17 protein-coding genes and 1 tRNA gene are annotated in these 17679 nt (G+C 41.3%); 11 read left to right on the top strand and 7 right to left on the bottom strand.

Annotated elements, in window-relative coordinates; all coding sequences use genetic code 11:
• From HYW21_08645 to HYW21_08630, 4 genes are all read left to right on the top strand, one after another.
• On the top strand, nucleotides 1–197 hold a 197-nt coding region (locus HYW21_08645), incomplete at its 5' end, for a transposase (protein ID MBI2549391.1).
• 81 nt (nucleotides 198–278) lie between these two features.
• A complete protein-coding gene (locus tag HYW21_08640; protein ID MBI2549390.1) occupies nucleotides 279–725 on the top strand; it encodes a nucleotidyltransferase domain-containing protein in 447 nt (148 codons plus the stop codon).
• Nucleotides 722–991 (top strand): hypothetical protein, encoded by a 270-nt coding sequence (locus HYW21_08635; protein MBI2549389.1) that lies wholly within the window; start codon nucleotides 722–724, stop codon nucleotides 989–991. Before HYW21_08640 ends, HYW21_08635 begins: the two co-directional genes overlap by 4 nt.
• A 25-nt stretch (nucleotides 992–1016) precedes the next feature.
• Complete coding sequence (locus tag HYW21_08630; protein ID MBI2549388.1) at nucleotides 1017–1265, top strand: hypothetical protein; 249 nt, start codon at nucleotides 1017–1019, stop codon at nucleotides 1263–1265.
• Nucleotides 1266–1660: 395 nt separating this feature from the next.
• Here HYW21_08630 and HYW21_08625 read toward each other — a convergent pair whose 3' ends face one another.
• The gene (locus HYW21_08625; protein MBI2549387.1) at nucleotides 1661–3436 is read right to left on the bottom strand and encodes an ATP-dependent DNA ligase; all 1776 of its coding nucleotides are present in this window, start codon (nucleotides 3434–3436) and stop codon (nucleotides 1661–1663) included.
• A gap of 45 nt (nucleotides 3437–3481) precedes the next feature.
• Between HYW21_08625 and HYW21_08620 the strand changes: the two genes are divergently transcribed.
• Both HYW21_08620 and ftsZ read left to right on the top strand, forming a co-directional pair.
• Complete coding sequence (locus HYW21_08620) at nucleotides 3482–4174, top strand: nitroreductase family protein (GenBank protein ID MBI2549386.1); 693 nt, start codon at nucleotides 3482–3484, stop codon at nucleotides 4172–4174.
• 379 nt (nucleotides 4175–4553) lie between these two features.
• Nucleotides 4554–5630, top strand: coding sequence for a cell division protein FtsZ (gene ftsZ, locus HYW21_08615; protein ID MBI2549385.1), 1077 nt, complete (start codon nucleotides 4554–4556; stop codon nucleotides 5628–5630).
• Nucleotides 5631–5812: 182 nt separating this feature from the next.
• On the opposite strand, the gene HYW21_08610 is transcribed toward ftsZ, so the two are convergent.
• Nucleotides 5813–7138: an aminotransferase class IV gene (locus HYW21_08610; protein MBI2549384.1), complete on the bottom strand. Its 1326-nt coding sequence runs from the start codon at nucleotides 7136–7138 to the stop codon at nucleotides 5813–5815.
• Between the two features lie 176 nt (nucleotides 7139–7314).
• On the opposite strand from HYW21_08610, the gene dph5 reads away from it, so the two are divergent.
• The 3 genes from dph5 to HYW21_08595 all read left to right on the top strand — a co-directional run bounded on the left by dph5 (nucleotide 7315) and on the right by HYW21_08595 (nucleotide 9643).
• Nucleotides 7315–8094: a diphthine synthase gene (dph5, locus tag HYW21_08605; GenBank protein ID MBI2549383.1), complete on the top strand. Its 780-nt coding sequence runs from the start codon at nucleotides 7315–7317 to the stop codon at nucleotides 8092–8094.
• A gap of 36 nt (nucleotides 8095–8130) precedes the next feature.
• Nucleotides 8131–8203, top strand: a tRNA-Gln gene (locus HYW21_08600).
• Nucleotides 8204–8242: 39 nt separating this feature from the next.
• Nucleotides 8243–9643: a hypothetical protein gene (locus tag HYW21_08595; GenBank protein ID MBI2549382.1), complete on the top strand. Its 1401-nt coding sequence runs from the start codon at nucleotides 8243–8245 to the stop codon at nucleotides 9641–9643.
• A gap of 3 nt (nucleotides 9644–9646) precedes the next feature.
• Here HYW21_08595 and HYW21_08590 read toward each other — a convergent pair whose 3' ends face one another.
• Nucleotides 9647–10318 carry an endonuclease V gene (locus HYW21_08590; GenBank protein ID MBI2549381.1) on the bottom strand — a complete coding sequence of 224 codons (672 nt, stop codon included), beginning with the start codon at nucleotides 10316–10318 and terminating at the stop codon, nucleotides 9647–9649.
• Nucleotides 10319–10330: 12 nt separating this feature from the next.
• Entirely contained in the window at nucleotides 10331–10879 is a 549-nt protein-coding gene (locus HYW21_08585; protein MBI2549380.1) for an HD domain-containing protein, read from the bottom strand.
• A 374-nt stretch (nucleotides 10880–11253) separates the two neighbouring features.
• Here HYW21_08585 and HYW21_08580 point away from each other — a divergent pair, with 374 nt between their 5' ends.
• A complete protein-coding gene (locus HYW21_08580; protein MBI2549379.1) occupies nucleotides 11254–12963 on the top strand; it encodes a hypothetical protein in 1710 nt (569 codons plus the stop codon).
• A gap of 4 nt (nucleotides 12964–12967) precedes the next feature.
• Here HYW21_08580 and HYW21_08575 read toward each other — a convergent pair whose 3' ends face one another.
• Complete coding sequence (locus HYW21_08575) at nucleotides 12968–14860, bottom strand: ATP-dependent DNA helicase (GenBank protein ID MBI2549378.1); 1893 nt, start codon at nucleotides 14858–14860, stop codon at nucleotides 12968–12970.
• A gap of 199 nt (nucleotides 14861–15059) precedes the next feature.
• On the opposite strand from HYW21_08575, the gene HYW21_08570 reads away from it, so the two are divergent.
• A complete protein-coding gene (locus HYW21_08570; protein ID MBI2549377.1) occupies nucleotides 15060–15329 on the top strand; it encodes a hypothetical protein in 270 nt (89 codons plus the stop codon).
• 51 nt (nucleotides 15330–15380) lie between these two features.
• Here the strand turns inward: HYW21_08570 and HYW21_08565 are convergent, their stop codons facing one another.
• Nucleotides 15381–16808: a DHH family phosphoesterase gene (locus tag HYW21_08565; GenBank protein ID MBI2549376.1), complete on the bottom strand. Its 1428-nt coding sequence runs from the start codon at nucleotides 16806–16808 to the stop codon at nucleotides 15381–15383.
• Between the two features lie 72 nt (nucleotides 16809–16880).
• A complete protein-coding gene (locus tag HYW21_08560; GenBank protein MBI2549375.1) occupies nucleotides 16881–17336 on the bottom strand; it encodes a 30S ribosomal protein S15 in 456 nt (151 codons plus the stop codon).
• Nucleotides 17337–17679 lie beyond the last annotated feature (343 nt).

Below are 17679 nucleotides of genomic sequence, written 5' to 3'. Positions count from 1 at the left end.
TTAGCTCTTATATGATGAGGAAAGGACATTGGGAATTATTCAGGCATAAGCTATGGGGCAATAAATTCTGGAGCGAAGGACATTTCTATCGAAGTGTTGGGATGGTGACCAAAGAGACGATGAAGCACTATATCGAGGAGTCTCAGGAGAAACACTGGGATAAGAGAAGAGAACAAAAGAGCCTGATAGCGTATTAAGCTTTAATGGCGGCGAAACGCTGAGTGGTTTCAACCCTCAGATAGCCGCCTTTTGTTTATTATTTACAAGAAAAAGAAATTTTGTCAAAAAAAAATGTAGGAAAAGCACTCGTTTACTCTATCAAGAGGTTTGATGATGCTGTTTATTTTTCATTTACCTATTATTCGCTAAATAAGAAGAGTGCTTTTGTTAAGAAATACACTTCTGTCTGGAAAGCTATTGAGGAATTTGTTAACAAAACAAAACTGGAAATGGTTGTATTATTCGGGAGCTACTCCAAAGACCAGGCAAAAGAAAGAAGTGACATTGACATTTTGTGTATCAATGGAAGTTCAGAGGTTGAGAAAATTGCCTTATCTTTAAGGCACAAATATAATCTGAGAATTGCTCCGGTTATCGTTAATAAAGAAGATTTCAGGAATATTAAATCAGAAAATCCTGAACTGTGGGAAGAGCTTATTACTCATGGGATTGTTCTCAAAGGGCAGGAATTATTTTATGATCTTGTTTACAGGTGGCGTATATGAAGAAAGATATCAATTGGTTTATTCAAGAAGGCTTGTTAGCAAAAACACCATTCATTCAGAAATTAGCGGTAAGGTTTATTGAAAAGGCGAAGAACAATCTTATAACCTTAAGTATTCTGTTTGATCTTCACGAAAATAAGACAGTAAGAGATGTGCTGCATGTCCCTGAAGAGTATGATTCTAGCGAGTGGGTTGTGGTTTGCGCTTATTATGCGATGTACATGGCAGCATCAGCACCTCTTGCAAAGATGAACTATAGAGAGTAAAAACCATACAGCAACGGTTTTGGCCTTGGAAACCTTCTTTGTAGAGAAACAGTTGCTAGAGGAAAGTTATCTTACATTGATTGAGAGGGCACAACTGGAGAAACAATACATTGACAACCTGAATCTCGCAAGAGATAGACGAGAGATTGCACAATATAGCGTCACTAAAGAAACAACGAGAAGAATTGCTGAGGAAATAAAGGAAGATGCTTACAAGTTTGTAGAACGGATGGAAAAATTGATTACTGATTTGGAAAGGCGTAAGCATGCATGAAAGAGAACAAATTTGTAAAACATATTACTCCTTAGCGAAAAAGAGATATTCTGGATTAAATGAGGTATTCAACTAGCAGGTTCGAATGCTGGTTCAAATGTCTTACACAGCAGACACCTTTTTGTCTATCTTTTTACCCATTCTTAATATTATAACCTTCATACTACTTATAGTAGGTAACGTAAGTAAAACCCCCCTGATCTCTACCCCTAGTTATCGAGAAATAAGATGCATTTTTGTTGACAAAAAAGCGCTCGCTATTATTTATAAATCATTGCGAAAAGCTTATATAGACTAGAACTCTTAACCATACTGGGGTGTTTGTATGAAAATCAAATATGACCTTTACTCAATCCTGCCGTTTGGGTTTAAGATTATTTTCCTTGCTTTTTTTCTTATCGAGTATGCAAGGCACTATTAGCTCCTTTTTGTTGCGAATAGAGTTGTTTAACCTGCGGTAAGGTACTGATGTCCTCAGGTGACCGTTCCATAGTCCTTAATCTCTGTAAACGAGGAAAACGGAGCGCAAAGCCTGAGCTATAGGTAGGACTCTTCTGGATCTCTTCATAGGCAACTTCGATAACAATTTTTGGCTTTACCGTAACCATTTTACCTTTTTCTTGGGCAATCAAAGGCTTTAAAAGCTTAGTCATCCCAGCAAAGGTCACACCACTGCCTTCTAATTCTTTAATACCTGTACCAACCTTCCCAATCTCAACAAACGTATGGTCCTCTCTGCAGGCAAGGGTATAACTGGTTAACCAACTCGAGCGTTTTCCCTCTCCCCATTCAGCTCCGGTAATCACCAGATCTAAGGGTTCCATGATTGGCTTGAGTTTAACCATGAAACCAACACGGGATCCTGGTTTGTAAGGTGCATCTAATTTTTTAAGCATGACTCCCTCCATACCTACGGCAAGTGCTTTTGCATAGAAAGCCTTTGCCTCTTCCTCATCTTCGGTGGTAAGAGAAGGAACAATCTCGATGACTTGTTTATGTTCGTGTACGATCTGGTGTAAGAGCTTCCGTCGTTCACTAAAGGGAGAGTGAACAACACTCTTTCCATGATAAAGGATATCAAAGAGATACAAACACACAGGAAATTGCTTGGCTATTTCGGCAATATTATACTTCCGCCTGATGCGTTGCGAGATACTCTGAAAAGGTAAGCATTTTCCGGTTTTTGGATGATAGCCGACGGCTTCGCCATCGAGGATAAACGAGTTTCCAGCAACATGCTGACGTACGGCTGCAACAATCTCAGGAAACTGTTTGGTTACATTTTCTAGTCTTCGGGTAAAAAGGAGTATCTCTTTTCCGGTTGCATGAATCTGGATCCTGAATCCGTCAAGTTTATATTCAACACAGCAGGGCCTGCCAACAACAGCAAATCCCTCGGTAAAATCAGCTACTTTTTGGGCAAGCATCACTTTCATTGGAATCCCAGGTTGTAAACTTACTGCCTCTAAGCCCGGCATACCTTCTGTTTTTGCACGCAGTGCTACCATCCCAAGATCATTGGTGAGATCATAGGCAACCTGAACAAGGGCTATTCTTCGATTGTACTCAGCACGTTTATCTTCTGCAAGCACAAGCTCGTTTTTGCTATACTCGAGACCAAGGTCATCTGCAAGATAGGTCCATACGAGCGCATCACGTAATGAACCATCTCCAACACCAACACGAAGTTCCTCAAGGACGGTACGGACAAGGTACTTTGCTTCACAAGGGGTTGCACTCGTTAAAAGCTCGACGATAAGATTCATTTTTGCCGCTACTGAACCAGATCCTGCTAATGCTGCGAGTTTCTGGAGATTATGAAATACTTTGGTTACGGTTAATTCATGGACGATTAATGTTGCTTGTCGCTTTGTTGGCATTAGTTTCTCTGCCACCAGACCTAAATCACCGGTTTTTTTCCATTCCTTTTCGATGATAACAACGGAAAGACCTGTTGCAAGATGTAATGCTTTCATGATGAGCTGTGTTGCAACCCCAATTTTTCGTTCATCCCAGAGTGGATAGACTCTTCCCTGCAGCAGCAGGCATACTTCAGGGAGCTCATTGCTCTGCACGTGTTTAAGAAATCCTGCAAGAAGAGATGTCTTTTCGAGACGCTTCGTGGTTTTTTCAAGCTGCTGATAGGTCTCTGCAAGGTGATGATACTTCATGCATCGACCAAAAAGTATTTATATATATATAGTTTTGGCTTAGTCATGGATGTTCTTGATTGTATTCGGACAAGAAGAAGTATCCGAAAGTATAAGGATATCCATGTAGAATGGGACAAGATGGGTCAAGTGCTGGATGCAGCCCGTCATGCACCCACCTCAGGCAACATCCAAAACTGGAAGATTATCGTTGTTCTCAGTGATGAACAACGGGAAAAAGTGGCAAATGCCTGCCTTCAACAGTTCTGGATTGGAACTGCTCCTGTTATTCTAGTCGTTGTAGCTGAACCAAGAAAGGGTCAACAATTCTATGGTATTCGAGGGGATAGACTCTATTCTATTCAGAACTGTGCTGCGGTTGTTGAAAATATGCTCTTAGCTGCGCATGCACTTGGTCTCGGCACGTGTTGGATTGGTGCCTTTGATGAGGAGATGTTGAAACGAAGTTGTGCAATTCCTGATTATGTACGGCCACAGGCGGTTGTTACTCTTGGCTATCCTGATGAAGAACCGCTCATGCCACCACACTTTAGGCTTACGGATATGGTCTATTTTAGAGGGTATGATTCTAAAATATATGATATTCCTAGATATGTCAAGGATTATGGTGTTGTTTGGGAACGAGAAGGGAAAAGGATGGCAAAGCGAATGTCAAAAAAAATAGCACCGCTCAAGCAGAAGATGCATGATCGTTATCAAGAGATTTCTCAGAAGATTAAAGAGAAGATGGGGTTTTAGGAGTCCAAGCTACAGATTAGTATACCTGAATATATATTCTCCTAACCATATACAAGAGTTTAGAAATACTTATATATAAGCTCAGCTCAAGAAAGAAACAATTGATAATGAGTTTTTTGGCGGAACTCATATCATGTTGGCAACGCAAGATTCTGGCATTCAAGGCTGATTTGGCGATTGGCACTTGAAGGCAGATTGCATAAAACATCTGTTAATAAGATTCATCAGCTTGTTGGCGCAAGCAAATGAAACGGGTTCTAAGGGTAGTTTGAGTGATACTACTATTTAAACTTTGCGGGTGAGGGACTACTATATCCAAAAGGGTATATTAGAAACTATATTTTTGACCACTGCAGACGTAAAAAGGAGGGTGAGCAAAATGGAGCTTTTTATCGAAAGCGCAAAGAAGCAAATGCAGAGCGCTGTTGCAACGGGTTTGGTTGGGCAAGCAACCATCAAAGTTATTGGTGCGGGGGGAGCCGGCAATAATATGGTCAACTGGCTCTACAAGAAGGGTATCAAGGGAGCTGAAATTATCGCGTGTAATACTGATCAACAACATCTTGCCATGACCGAAGCTGATCACAAATTTCTCATTGGAAGAGACATAACCCGAGGACTTGGCTGTGGTGGATTCCCTGAAAAAGGAACTGAATCTGCTCGTGAAAGCATCCAAGAAATCAAAGAAGCACTCAAAGGATCTGATATGGTCTTTGTCTGTGGTGGTATGGGTGGTGGAACAGGAACAGGAGCATGTCCGATTATTGCACATGCTGCCAAAGAAACTGGAGCCATTGTTATTGGTACGGTAACCATGCCTTTTAAGATCGAACGTGCCCGTGTCGATAAGGCTGAGTTCGGGCTTCAAAAATTACGAGAATATTCTGACACCGTCATTGTTATTGACAATAATCGTCTCGTACAAATTGCAGGAAACTTACCTATTCAACAGGCCTTTGCTGTTGCCAATGAACTTGTTGCAACCATGATTAAAGGAATTGTGGAAACCATTGCCATTCCAAGCTTAGTTAACCTTGACTATGCTGATGTCAAAGCTATCATGACGAATGGTGGGGTAGCTGTTATCGGCGTTGGAACCTCGGATACAACAAACAGAGTTGAAGAAGCAGTCAGAGGAGCCCTCTCCAACCCACTCCTTGACATCAGTTATGAAGGAGCAACAGGCGCCTTACTCCATGTCTGTGGTGGTAGTGATATGACCCTTGATGAGATCAACAGAATCGGTGAGCTTGTCACTGAGAAGTTAGATGACGACGCAAACGTTATCTGGGGAGCTCGTATTGATGAGAACATGAAGGGAAAGATCTGCGTGATGACCATTATTACGGGAGTAAAGTCCCCCTGGATCCTGGGGAAACAGGATCGTCATGCTCGTGCAGCAGATACAGAAACACAGGCAGTAGATGACGAGCTGGGCATTGAGATTGTACACTAACATTCATTTTGTATCACCCCCCCTCCCTTAAAGGAAGGTTTTGATCTTCACCGTCTTGGTGAAGATTTTTATTTTTTACCTTCCGTGAGCAAGATCATTTATTTCTTGCCTTCACGTTCACACCCCCAACCAACCACGTGAAGGCACTTTTTCTTTATTACCTAAAAGGGTATAATCTATGGTTATGCTATTTTCACAAGCTCATCGAGAGAAACAACCGTCAGATGAGGTTCTCCTTGAAGATGCTTAATACGTGAATCAACCTCACCAAGTTGGAGAAGAGCTTTATTCTGTCGCGCTAAATATAATGCTTCCTCGCTGACAAAACCATCAAGGCGAGTGTATTCTCCGGTAGGAAAATCAGCAAGATAACCCACAGGATTCACCCGTGCCCAACTACCAGAGGTGAGCATACTTCGTGCATGACGAATGTCGTGACTAGGAACGTTTTGATCATCAATAACCCTAACACCAAGACGTCGTGCTTGTTCTAAAAACAGCGCTCGCTTTGTCCCTGGAAGGATATGCTGGAGCTCGGTGGAAGGAGTTTTGAGGAAAGGGCTACCTTCTTCATCGAGTAATAGTAGGTAGACATTCATGCCTCCCCCCTCACCTAAATTTTGATCTGGGGATGGATCGACATATAAGCCATCTTCAAATCCATTCAGTTTTGCCATGTTTTTCATCCTTGCCAGTAAGGTATAGTTTGCACTGACCTTCCGAGAGCCGTTGAGATTGTCATGTCCCTGGCAGAGTTCATAGAGGGAATCACCCATCCGTGCCTGAAACGCTCTTGCTTTTTTTGGTCTCAGCAAAGGAGGCAAACGAAACAAGACAAATGCTGGTGTATCACTCGTATACTGGCTAACATTTCGTACGCTCATTTCAAAGATAACATCGCAATCAAGGCTTGCAACACCCATGTGGGGAACAGGATGACCATCCTTATCCAAGGGCATATCACGATAGGCAAGAGGTCGAACATACCATCGGTCTCCTGGATTATTGGTGATTAATCCCTTCCTGAAATTGGCTGCAACGGTTTCAATTACTTTTCGTTCAACAAAGTCAGGAGTAAAGTCGCGAAAGATAAGAGTTCCTTCATCCCAAGGTTTCAGGGGCTGTAAAGTATAGGAACGCTGACCTTTTTCATGTTCTTGTGCTGCAAGCATTTCGTGATAAGCCTCACCATGTTGTTCACGAACCCAATCATAAATAAGCCTAGCACGATTTGCTGGTGGTGGAGTCATGAAAAGAAATTCTGCTGACTGGACTGCACGTTGTGCATTTGCATGAAGGGTGGGAAAAACAACATACTCTGGGGTGTTTTCGGTTGCAATGCCCTCGAACCATCCGCCACTGTAATGCAGTGCGTTGGTGTCATGTTGCGGAACATGACCCCTTTCACGAAGTTCTTTACGAGTAAAAAGACCATCAAGCCGTGAACATTGGTGGTAAACTAACGTACGATCTTCTTGGTGCGCAGTCTGCTCAGTGTATGTAGCCATTCAAATACCCCCCTTTCGTTAATGCTAGCAAATAATACATCTGAGCAACAGGGAATCGCTTGAAAAATAAAAAGGTATCCTTTTCGATGCTGGGTTGCATAATCAATTCATATTTTGCCATGCAACCAAGTATTATTTTACAAAATATTTTAAACTAAAGCTTCCTTGCCTGTGCCATGACCCTGTATTTGATTGGACTCGGCTTGTATGATGAAAACGATATTTCGGTACGTGGAAGAGCAATCATCAAAAAATGTCAGCACCTATACCTTGAGCATTACACTTCGCTGTTGAGCTGTCCAGTGGAAAAACTTGAGCAGGTTTATGGAAAATCCGTTAAAGTGGCTAACCGAGAGATGGTTGAGCACCACAGTAGAGAAACGATTCTTGCCGATGCCCAAAAAATGGACACAGCCTTTTTAGTGGTTGGTGATCCATTGGCTGCCACAACCCATATGAGCTTATATCTTGAAGCAACAGCAATGGGTATTCCCTGCATTATTGTCCATAATGCATCGGTGCTTACTGCCGTAGGGATAACTGGGTTGCAGATCTATAAATTTGGTAAGGTAACAAGCATTCCCTTTTCGCACGAACAGGTCGAAACTCCGCTGAGAGTACTCAAGGACAACCTTTCCCTCGGACTACATACGCTATTCTTACTTGATCTTAATCTTGAGGAGAAGAAATTTGTTACCATCAGTGACGCACTTACGTATATCCTGAAACAGAGCTCAATCCTCAAAACAGGACAGAAAAAGATCTTTACCAAACAAACCAAAAGTATCGGATGCGCTCGGCTTGGCTCAGATCATCCAACAATTGTCTATGGAACTAGGGAAGAACTTTCCACTGCACCATTTGGACAGCCTCCCTATTGTTTGATTGTCCCTGGAAAACTCCATTTTATGGAAGAAGAAGCTCTTGAGCTCTGGAAGCCAAAAGCAATAAAGTAAATATTTATAAAGACCCTTTATTCTCTTTTCCCCCACAGCCCCGTAGTGTAGCGGCCAATCATCGTGCCCTTTGGAGGCATGGACCTCGGTTCGAATCCGGGCGGGGCTATTTCATTCCCTCAGGTCGTAATACCCGTAATCTCTTTTCATGATAAATCCCAACATTCTCCAGAAGAAGCATCTTTCGTGGGCTGCCTTTCTTGTAGTTATCATCGTTTTTCTTATCATTATCCGAGAAAAGATCCTTGCCTACTCAGTAACCAGTGATGAGAATATCTATTATTATATGGCACGGTTAGTTGCTGAGGGTAAACTACCCTACCGAGATTTTTTCTTTGCCCATCCTCCTCTTCATCTTTTGTTCTTAGGAGCACTCACCAAGATTGCAGGGCACCACTACTTCTTGCTAAAAATAACTCCTCTCATCACCACGTTACTTATCAGTTGGCTATTGTTTATGACAGTAAAAGACGATGATCTTTTGCTCGCGTTAGGTGCCACGGCTCTGTTTCTCTTTACCTTTGGTACTATGATGATTGCTACCCAATCTGTTGGATTGGATCTTACGCTCTTTTTCATGATGCTTTCCTTTTTTTTGATGAGAAGGAATCAATTCATACTCAGTGGGATAGCTGCTGGGCTTGCCAGTGTTACTGGATTGTACTCGTTTCCTTTCTTGCTCGTCCTTGCTTTCTGGTTATTCTTCACCAACCGAGCAGGATTTTTACGTTATGTACTTCCTCTCACTGCTATCTTTTTCCTCATTAATCTCAGTTTTTTTGCACTCAGCGGAAAAGCATACCTGGAAGATGTCTATACCTACCATCTGCTTAAAGAAAGTACCGAAAGCAATAGGCTTGCGACCTGGCGTGCTATCATCATGACCAATCCTCTGCTGTTTTTCCTTCCCCTCAGCTTATTTTTTGTGCCCCTGAAAAAAAAGACACTCCTTCCACTGATTATCTGTCTTGGCTTCAGCCTCTTCTTCCTTACCATGACCAAGATATTTCTGTTTTACTTTAATCTGATGTTTCCTTTTCTGGCATTGCTAGCCATGTATGGCATTGTCGATCTCATCGATAATTCCCTATTAAAGAACAGAAAATTGCCGGTTATAGTGGTTATTATACTTCTTTCTCTTGGGATTGCATCCATAACCTTCCATACCTACTATGAACCACCGAATAGGGAAAAGATTAATGAGCTCTTTGCAACAGTTAACACCATGACCACTCCCGAAGACACGTTGTTTGGTGATTCCTATCTTGTCCCACTGGTAGCTACGGTAACTAAAAGAACCATTGCAGGCGATCTTGTGGATACGAACAACCAGCGCTTCAATACAGGAATGCTTAAGGTACCTGAAGTTATTGCCATGCTCAAGCAAAATAACACTAAGCTTGTCATCCTCCAGCAAGGAAGAGAATTAGCAACCTCAAAACAATTTCAAGAGTTTCTTACCCAAGAATGTCGTTTGACAAAGAGGATAACAGACGAACAGCGGGAATCGTTGTATGATTTCATTATCTTTGATTGTTCTTATTCGTGAAACTTAAACTTGCTTTGCAACATCTACCTTTGTCTGTTCTTTTCTGATATCATTGGCAAATTTATGAGCTAATTGAAGTGGTTCTGGTAATTTATGACCTTTCAAGCAATGCCTTGTAATCTCCACACTCCTCGTTAAGGAAATGAGGTGTCCTGGACTCACATAGATGGGCTTCGCATGCTCCTTAGTGGTTACTTCTAGACCCCGAAGCTCATCATTCACAAATACCTTTCCTTGTTTGACCGTACCACAGAGCAGTTGTTTTGCAACGCCAATGGTTGGTTTACCAAGGCTAATCCCTACATGGGTTGCTATGCCTACTTTGTATGGATGCAGAATTCCATTACCATCAATCATCAGCACATCAGGCTCCATGCCCAATTTACGATAGGTCTCGATAATAGGGGGGCCCTCACGAAAGGCTAAGAAGGTAGGGACATACGGCATTACCTCTTCGCTTACAGTAAACTGTTGCTCAAGGACGGTTAAGGTTTTATAATCAAGAAGAATAGCCGAGCAGATAATGTTACTTCCTGGAGTAAAGGATAAATCAAAACCAGCGATAAGATGAATTTGGTTTGCTCTCAACTGATCTTTGAGCGAAATTTCTCTCGCCATGCGCTTTTGAATGTCACGCAATCGTTGATAATTGATGGCTTCTGCCCGCATGATCATGGAGCAGAACATTTACCTCTTTTTTAATGTTTCTATCTCCTCGTACAAGGCATAAAGACGGTCAGCATATTTTTTTCCAAGTTTCTTGGTGAATAGAGCAACAACTTGAGTAATGTCCTGTTCTTGATCACCTGCAACCAAGTTATCGGCATGCGCAATGATCTTTTCTTCAATGGTTATGGGAACATAATCCTGCAAAGGAAGGGGAAGGTTTTGCTCATGAATATCCTCTTTGGTTATACCTGCACCAATATGACATTCCGCAACCCGCGCATAGCGCCCAAAGCCAGATTTTCGAAGAAGCGCAGCACCAGCAATACCATGCTTAATCATCTCTTTCGAACCTGGTGGATATTGAAATCTACCAATGTCATGGAGAAGGCTTGCAACACGGATAAATTCCTTATCAATAGGATGATGCTTTCCTACGTCGTTGGCAATACGAAGGGCAATTTCCTGTACCTTTCGTGAATGAGCCAGAATATGGCGCAATGCAACCGCATCCTTTCCCTGTGATTGAAGCAAGGCGATTGCTCCTTTTTCTGTTTGATTCTGTTGCATGTTCTGCATTTTTTCCTCAACATTTTTTCCTCAAACATTCACAAGAGGTAGTTTGCAACGGATAAGACGTTAAGATAAGACGTTAAAAAAAAATGGCTCCCTCCAAGGGGGGTAAGGGGTTTTTGCAAGAAGAAGTGCAGGGAGCCTTTGATCATAACATGAACGCATGAACCTTATCATCTGATAAGGCTCGTTAGTTGGGATGACCCATGCTGGATATACGTAAAACATAACTACTATATAAATGTTATGTTTTTGTATACTAGTTTACATATCAGAGGCTTTTTTGTGCTCTGTATACACTTGATGTCGTGACAGCGAGCGATCAAATAATGTAGTTAAGGTTTATAAAGTAATTCAGAGTTGCCTGCATAATGTCTCAGACCATTCTGGTACTTTCACGGGGGATTGCAGAGATTTCTTCCGAATGTAGACGTCCATTTGAAGTCTATCATGAGGGAAGCGCTCTTGAAAAAGATCTTGAGGATCTTGCGGTAGGCGATGCGTTATTAGTTGCGAAAGTATGGACCTCCGGCGATTATGAAACATTAGTAGGAAGACTTCTTGAACGATGCCCACGTTTTGCAGACCTTTATTATACTGTTTTCACTCCTCATCGGAAATCACGATGGGGAGAAGCTATCGCACATATTCCACAACAGGAGGTTCATGGTGAGGGAGATTCACTTGAAAATAGACTCTCTGCATATTTGGCTGATCAACAGGAATATTATGGAACAAACATCACCAGAACATCTGATACCATCCGTGACTGGATTGCTGGAAAGGTCATGGCACCGAGTCATCGAGAAGTCGTAGAAGCACTTGCTCCACTTGCTGAATCATTATCTTACTTTCTTGAGCATTGGGAAACCATTGAAACACTGCGATTAGCGCAAAGCGTGGGAAGCTCCATTGCCTATGGTATTAAAGAAAGGCGTTTTTTGCGATGGAGGAAACACGAAACAGCAGGAGGAATACATGGACAAGGAGGACTAGCTACTCAGGTAGGTACTCAGGACCATGATGAAACGCTTCTCCGTGAAATTTTTGATTACATTCGGCTTACAACAGGCGAGCAAATTGGGAGAGATTTAGAAACAGCGGTTATTGAAGAGATTATTCCTTGCTCAGAGGGACAACATCTTCCGAGGCAATTACAAGAGAAACGGAAATTAACGGTTGTTCCACACTTTCCAGGATGGGTTTCACGAAGATCCTATCCAGAGATAAACCTCGAGCGAAGTATTCTTCAGGAACTGACGAAAAAGATCATCATTCCCTACCTAGTCCATCTAATCCATCAAGCTGATAGTGTCTACGGTGGAGATGGTCATTCTCATCAGCTATTGACTGCCATGGTGAGCCATCTTTCCTGGTGTTCCTTTCTTGCATCGTATTCCTTTGTTGGAAAACCAGCAATGCACCTGTTAGGCATGAATGAGATTTCCCTTGAGCATATTTCTGGATTATCTCCCAGAGAGGTAGCGGAAATCCGAAGGATCTACCGTCACTTTGCAAAAGCAACTGCAGATGATGTCAGAACAGGTGCTATTGATAACTTTTACGCAACACAACCAGGACATGCTCCTCCACAAGAGGGGATTCGTTCGGTAGTATCATTCATGCGACGATGGGGCAGGACAGCAGGTTATTCCGGACTTCACGAGGGAGATACCGCACGACTGCTTTTGCACTACAACAAATTACAATCAGCAATGCCTGCATGTTTCTGGGAATATCAAGCCTTGTATGGACTCCAGCAATTATGGGAAGGAAACACTGGTGGTGTCACGCTTGAAGAACACGGTGATGGAACTCTGGGAAGGGTAAGACGTGCAACTCGGGTACGGTTCGAGCGAGCATTAAGGAAATATGCCAAGCAAGAACTCGGATCTAATTTCACTCGAGAAGAGCTTAGTAGCAGACTTGAAAGGTTAGAATATCGTCTCGCAGAACGATATGGCATTGCTCCAGCCTTGGACAATCCACCACCTTATAGAGAACAGGATATTAATGGAACATTAAGGAAATATAATCTTCAAGGATTTCGTGGGAGATTACAACCAACAGTGCATGCCTAACCCCTCAGCCTTGGTTTTGCTGAAGATTATTCTGAAAGAAATGATTGATAAGAGAGATGTACTCTTTACTAATTGCTACCTCCCAATCCTTAGGAAAAGTCTTAAAATACTGCGGCCATTGATAACGGACATCGAGAAAAAAAATCATGCCCCGGTCTGTTTCACTCCTGATACATCTTCCTGCAGATTGAAAGCTTTTGATCATGGCAGGAAGGACATACCCATAATCCCATCCTAAACCAAATTTCAGATCATAGTATTTGATAAGTTCTTTTGCCTCTAGGTCTGGCTGGTTAAGCGGTAGACCGACAATAACCACTGTCTTGAGAAAATCTCCTGGAAGATCTATGCCCTCTGCAAATGATCCAGAGACAACAGCAAGTAACACTGCACCGGTTTTATGATACTGCTTAAACCTCTCAAGGAGATCCTGTTTTTGTTGTTTTGTTACCTGAGAAACCTCTACTAAAGTTGTTTTGATTGATTGCTGATGAAAATGCACGGCAACTTTATCACGAAGAAAATAACTCGGAAAAAAGAATGCGCTATTACCCGGAACAGTATTCGCAATGTGTGCACAAATAGTTGCTATCTCTTTATACTGGGATTCATTGCGCTCGCTAAACTTAGTGGTAGTATGCGGGATGATAACATTCATTCTATTGGTTTTCGGAAATGGACTGGGATATTCCTTTACTACCGTATCTTTAGGAAATCCTAACAAGTCTCTATACATTGTTGGGGGTGATAATGTTCCGCTCATTAGGATGGTGGCATAGGTTTGTTGGATAACATTCTGGGTCATAACCGAGGGATCCAAACAGCGATACGACAAGGTAATAAGAGGAGTATCTCTTCCTTGCGTCAGCGAGAGAATTCGTGCATAACCCTCATCTGTTCCCTGCCATGCCTCGAGAAAATGCGCAATTCCTCCGATAAATGTTTTCTGCTGGCGCTCTCGAATAGAGGCAGCTATAAACGTCAGGTCTGCAATAACCTGTTCGTAATCATGAATACGCTCCACTGCCTTTACAAACTGTTGCTGTATAACTAAACGTTCATCGTTGTATTTCATTCCCTCGCTAAGGGTATTCAATAGATCTTGCAGATGGGAAAGGAGGCCAATAGTATCATCATAACCAAATTTTTTTGCTTCGATGATTGCTCGTTTCACCATGAGATTGGTTAATCGAAACGATGCCAAGTCTCGTACTCGTGAAGGCAGATTATGGCCCTCATCAATAATGAGAATTGTTTCTGGCAAATTCCGCTGAATTTTGAGGAAAAAGCTATCTCTGATATACGGAGCAAAGAGGTACAGATAATCAGCAATAATAACCTGAGCGTTTTTTGCTAAAGAGACAGCAACTTCATAGGGACATAATTCATGACTCGTGCAGGTAGCAATAATATGATCAGTATGATGGATTCCTTGTTTGAGTTCTTCATGAATCGTCTTCGCTTTAACTGTTAAATTCATCTTGTTTCTAGTGTTATTATAGTAAGGGCATTTTCCCTCAACAACAAGATGTTTGCAAAATTCAGCAAAATCAGACGAAGGAAAATGTTCAGTGTTAGGCTGTGCGCACATCCACTTTTTACCGATCATATCGGCAACAACAAAGGGAGTATTATATTTTTGTTTGATTTGTTTCAGAGTTTCTATGGCAATGGCATGTTGGGTATGTCGTGAAGTAAGAAAAAAAACCGTATATTTATGTTCTAAGGCATACGCCAATGCTAATGGCAATGTTGCCGCAGTTTTTCCCAGACCAGTAGGAGCATGGACAATAAGATGCTTCTTCTGGCGTAAACAATCCTGAACCGTGTTCATCAAATTATGCTGAATAGGACGTACAGTTTCATGAGGAAAAAGAAAAGATGATAACTCTTGCATAACCAGTTATGAATGACTGGAAACTTATAAACATATTGGTTATGATAATGAATAATCTCCGATATCTTTTATCACTTCACTTGGTCGACAAAAGATTTAAATATAAGTCTTCCTTTTGATCTCTATATTGAGATACATATACTCTAAACCTTAATTTCGTTTGAGACTGTACTTGTGAAGAGTAAGAATGGGGGCCAACATGGATAAAAAAGAAATTTTTAATGTTTTTTTTCGTGAAAAACCTGCGATGATGTTGGTAGCTTTACGCAATGCAAAAGGAGATATTTATGCATCGTCTCTCGCAAAATCTGTTGACTGTACCTATTCTCATGTTGTTAAAATTCTCCAAGAGATGGAACAAGTTGGGCTTATTAAGTTTGAGAAATTAGGACGCTTAAAATTATTAAGCTTAACCAAGAAAGGCACTGAAGTAGCAGATCATATTGATAAAGTAAGAGAATTACTTTGATGGTTTGTTGTTCTGAATGTCTGCATGAAGAAACATATGCCTATACTATACCTACATGACTTTCTCTTCAATACTCTTTTCTCGGAGAATAGTTTTGGCGCGTTCGATAAAAACAGGTTCCATAGCAGAAGGAATTATTGCACCTGCGGCAAACTGATGACCGCCTGCCTCACAACCTTCTAAACCGTGAATCATGTCAATAACCATGACTTTTAAGTCAATATCTTGGCGAGGATGGTGTCCAGCAATCCGCAAACTTATTTTGGTAGTATTATCAAAGAGTTGGGCCATCGATAAAATCAGCTGATTTTCCTTTACATCTTTAGATTTTGAGATAATAGAAGCGAGAGTCCCAATAATCGTTCCCAAAACCTGATCTTTAGCATTAATAATGATAAAACCATCTTCCTTGATAATGTTGGCATTATTTTTTTGGTCATAGTACCAAAGTAAAGCCTGCATAATTTCTCGTCGATATTCAGTCAAGGCTTGGATAGCTCTTTTTTTTATTTTACTATCATTAAGACAAGCACCAATCCCGAGGGATGCTTTGTTCAACCGTCCACAAGCGTTAAGGAGCGTGGAAAACTCTCGAAGGTCTCGTGTTGGACTATCCTCTTCCTCAAATGTTAGTGTATAGTTTAACCCTAAGATGTCTTCAGGAAATGGTTGGCCCTTTCTCTTAAGGATAATATGAGCTACTAAGCGTTCCATTTCTTCTTTGGTGAGCTCGGAAATCTTCTTCCATTCTCGTCCAGATTTAGGATGAATATCTATTTCCTGCAAAAATTGTATTGCACCAGACTCACTTCCGGTAACTCCGGGAATATATACCTCGGTGCTGTATTCTAAAAGTTTATACAATGGCTTTGTCTGCTGTCCAAAAAAGCGAAGACCCTTACTAACGGTAATGGTCCCCTCCCGTTTTGCTATTTCCAACATTTCATTATTAAGATAATTAAATTTTCCGTTCTCTTCCTGCACATCTCCAACAGCCCCAATAAGCGCAACATGCGCATAGTGTTCCAGTTTTTTATTGAGATTCTTCACCACATAATACACAACACCTGCACCAGAAATCTCTTTAGAACCATCAATACCATACAAGAGAGGGTTTACATGAACCGTTCCCTCGTATGTTCGCTGGGATTGAAGCTGATGGTGATCGAAAATAAAAATGTTCCTCCCTTCTAAATGCTCGTGAACCATATCAATTTGACCGCTACCAAGATCAGTAAAAACAAAGTACTTATATTCTTCTTTTGCCAGCTGTCGTAGTACCTCTTTCCTGAGTTGTTGGACAATAGAAATAGAGTATTTTCTGTTCTCTATATTCAATGCTTTCACCATTAAAGAACATGCTGCAATGCCATCACTATCAAGATGAGAGATCAGTCGAATTGTTTCATTTTTATCAATCTGATGAAATTGATAAGCTGCATGTGCTGCTCCTGCTTTAAAGGCTTCATACTTCTCCAATGTATTCTCTCCTGATTATCTCCTCTGGTATAATAAGTAAGAAAAAAAGAATCCAAAGAAGTAATGATAAAATTACTCCACAAAGATCTTTGCTTTCTCTGGATCATACTTCCAATCTTGAGGTAGCTTTCCTGTTCGCTTGTAATATTTCGCGAGCCGATTAATCTTTGCTTCTGTTAATTGTAATCCTCTTTTTGCAGGTGTATCTTTTTTATTCGTGGTCATGTGTTTCTGAATAAGTACTGCTTTTCGCATTAATGATGTCAGATCTTCGGGGATTTGACTTGCAAGTTTTCGTTCTTGTAAAATCATGTTGATTTTTTTATTGGCAATAACCCTTACATCAGGGATACCATACGTATCTCGTAAATAAAGGCCAATAGCAGAAGGGCTTTTTCCTTCCTTTGCTAGCTTGACTACAAGAAGCTCAACTTCTTTTGGTTTATAACGTAGCCAGGTAGGTACAACTTTCTTAATCGGTTGTTTGCTTCCTGATTTTCCTCTTTTTCTTGAATGCATGCGTGCCATGGTAGTTACCTCTCTCGTGTTCGTAGGCCGTTCATCAGTTCAGATACTGGTTAGACGTCAGGCCTCTTCTCGAGGGAATACAGAGAAAATCAGAGAAAATGATGTTCACTGTCTCCAGCATGTGCGAGTATTTTATAAACGCTACCAACACATCTCTCGATCTACTAGGAAGAGAGCCTTCCTTTATAAAGCTTGTTGTCATATCAGTAGATTCGAAAGTAAAATAAAGGAGATTGCTTTGCGTTAAGATAAGGTGGGCAGGGGTATTAGCCCTGCCGATATGCAAGCCAGCATATCAAACTGCCTGAAAAGGTTTCTAGAAGATATATTTTGCGTTGTTGGG

The organism is Candidatus Woesearchaeota archaeon (assembly GCA_016187565.1).
In the GTDB taxonomy this organism is placed as follows: domain Archaea; phylum Nanobdellota; class Nanobdellia; order Woesearchaeales; family JACPJR01; genus JACPJR01.
This window is presented reverse-complemented; position numbering and strand designations above follow the sequence as displayed.

Coding starts and splice junctions, on each gene's coding strand:
- HYW21_08635 (MBI2549389.1), top strand. CDS start 722: ATGAAGAAAGATATCAATTGGTTTATTCAAGAAGGCTTGTTAGCAAAA.
- HYW21_08625 (MBI2549387.1), bottom strand. CDS start 3,436: ATGAAGTATCATCACCTTGCAGAGACCTATCAGCAGCTTGAAAAAACC.
- HYW21_08620 (MBI2549386.1), top strand. CDS start 3,482: ATGGATGTTCTTGATTGTATTCGGACAAGAAGAAGTATCCGAAAGTAT.
- ftsZ (MBI2549385.1), top strand. CDS start 4,554: ATGGAGCTTTTTATCGAAAGCGCAAAGAAGCAAATGCAGAGCGCTGTT.
- HYW21_08610 (MBI2549384.1), bottom strand. CDS start 7,138: ATGGCTACATACACTGAGCAGACTGCGCACCAAGAAGATCGTACGTTA.
- dph5 (MBI2549383.1), top strand. CDS start 7,315: ATGACCCTGTATTTGATTGGACTCGGCTTGTATGATGAAAACGATATT.
- HYW21_08595 (MBI2549382.1), top strand. CDS start 8,243: ATGATAAATCCCAACATTCTCCAGAAGAAGCATCTTTCGTGGGCTGCC.
- HYW21_08590 (MBI2549381.1), bottom strand. CDS start 10,318: ATGATCATGCGGGCAGAAGCCATCAATTATCAACGATTGCGTGACATT.
- HYW21_08585 (MBI2549380.1), bottom strand. CDS start 10,879: ATGCAACAGAATCAAACAGAAAAAGGAGCAATCGCCTTGCTTCAATCA.
- HYW21_08580 (MBI2549379.1), top strand. CDS start 11,254: ATGTCTCAGACCATTCTGGTACTTTCACGGGGGATTGCAGAGATTTCT.
- HYW21_08575 (MBI2549378.1), bottom strand. CDS start 14,860: ATGCAAGAGTTATCATCTTTTCTTTTTCCTCATGAAACTGTACGTCCT.
- HYW21_08570 (MBI2549377.1), top strand. CDS start 15,060: ATGGATAAAAAAGAAATTTTTAATGTTTTTTTTCGTGAAAAACCTGCG.
- HYW21_08560 (MBI2549375.1), bottom strand. CDS start 17,336: ATGGCACGCATGCATTCAAGAAAAAGAGGAAAATCAGGAAGCAAACAA.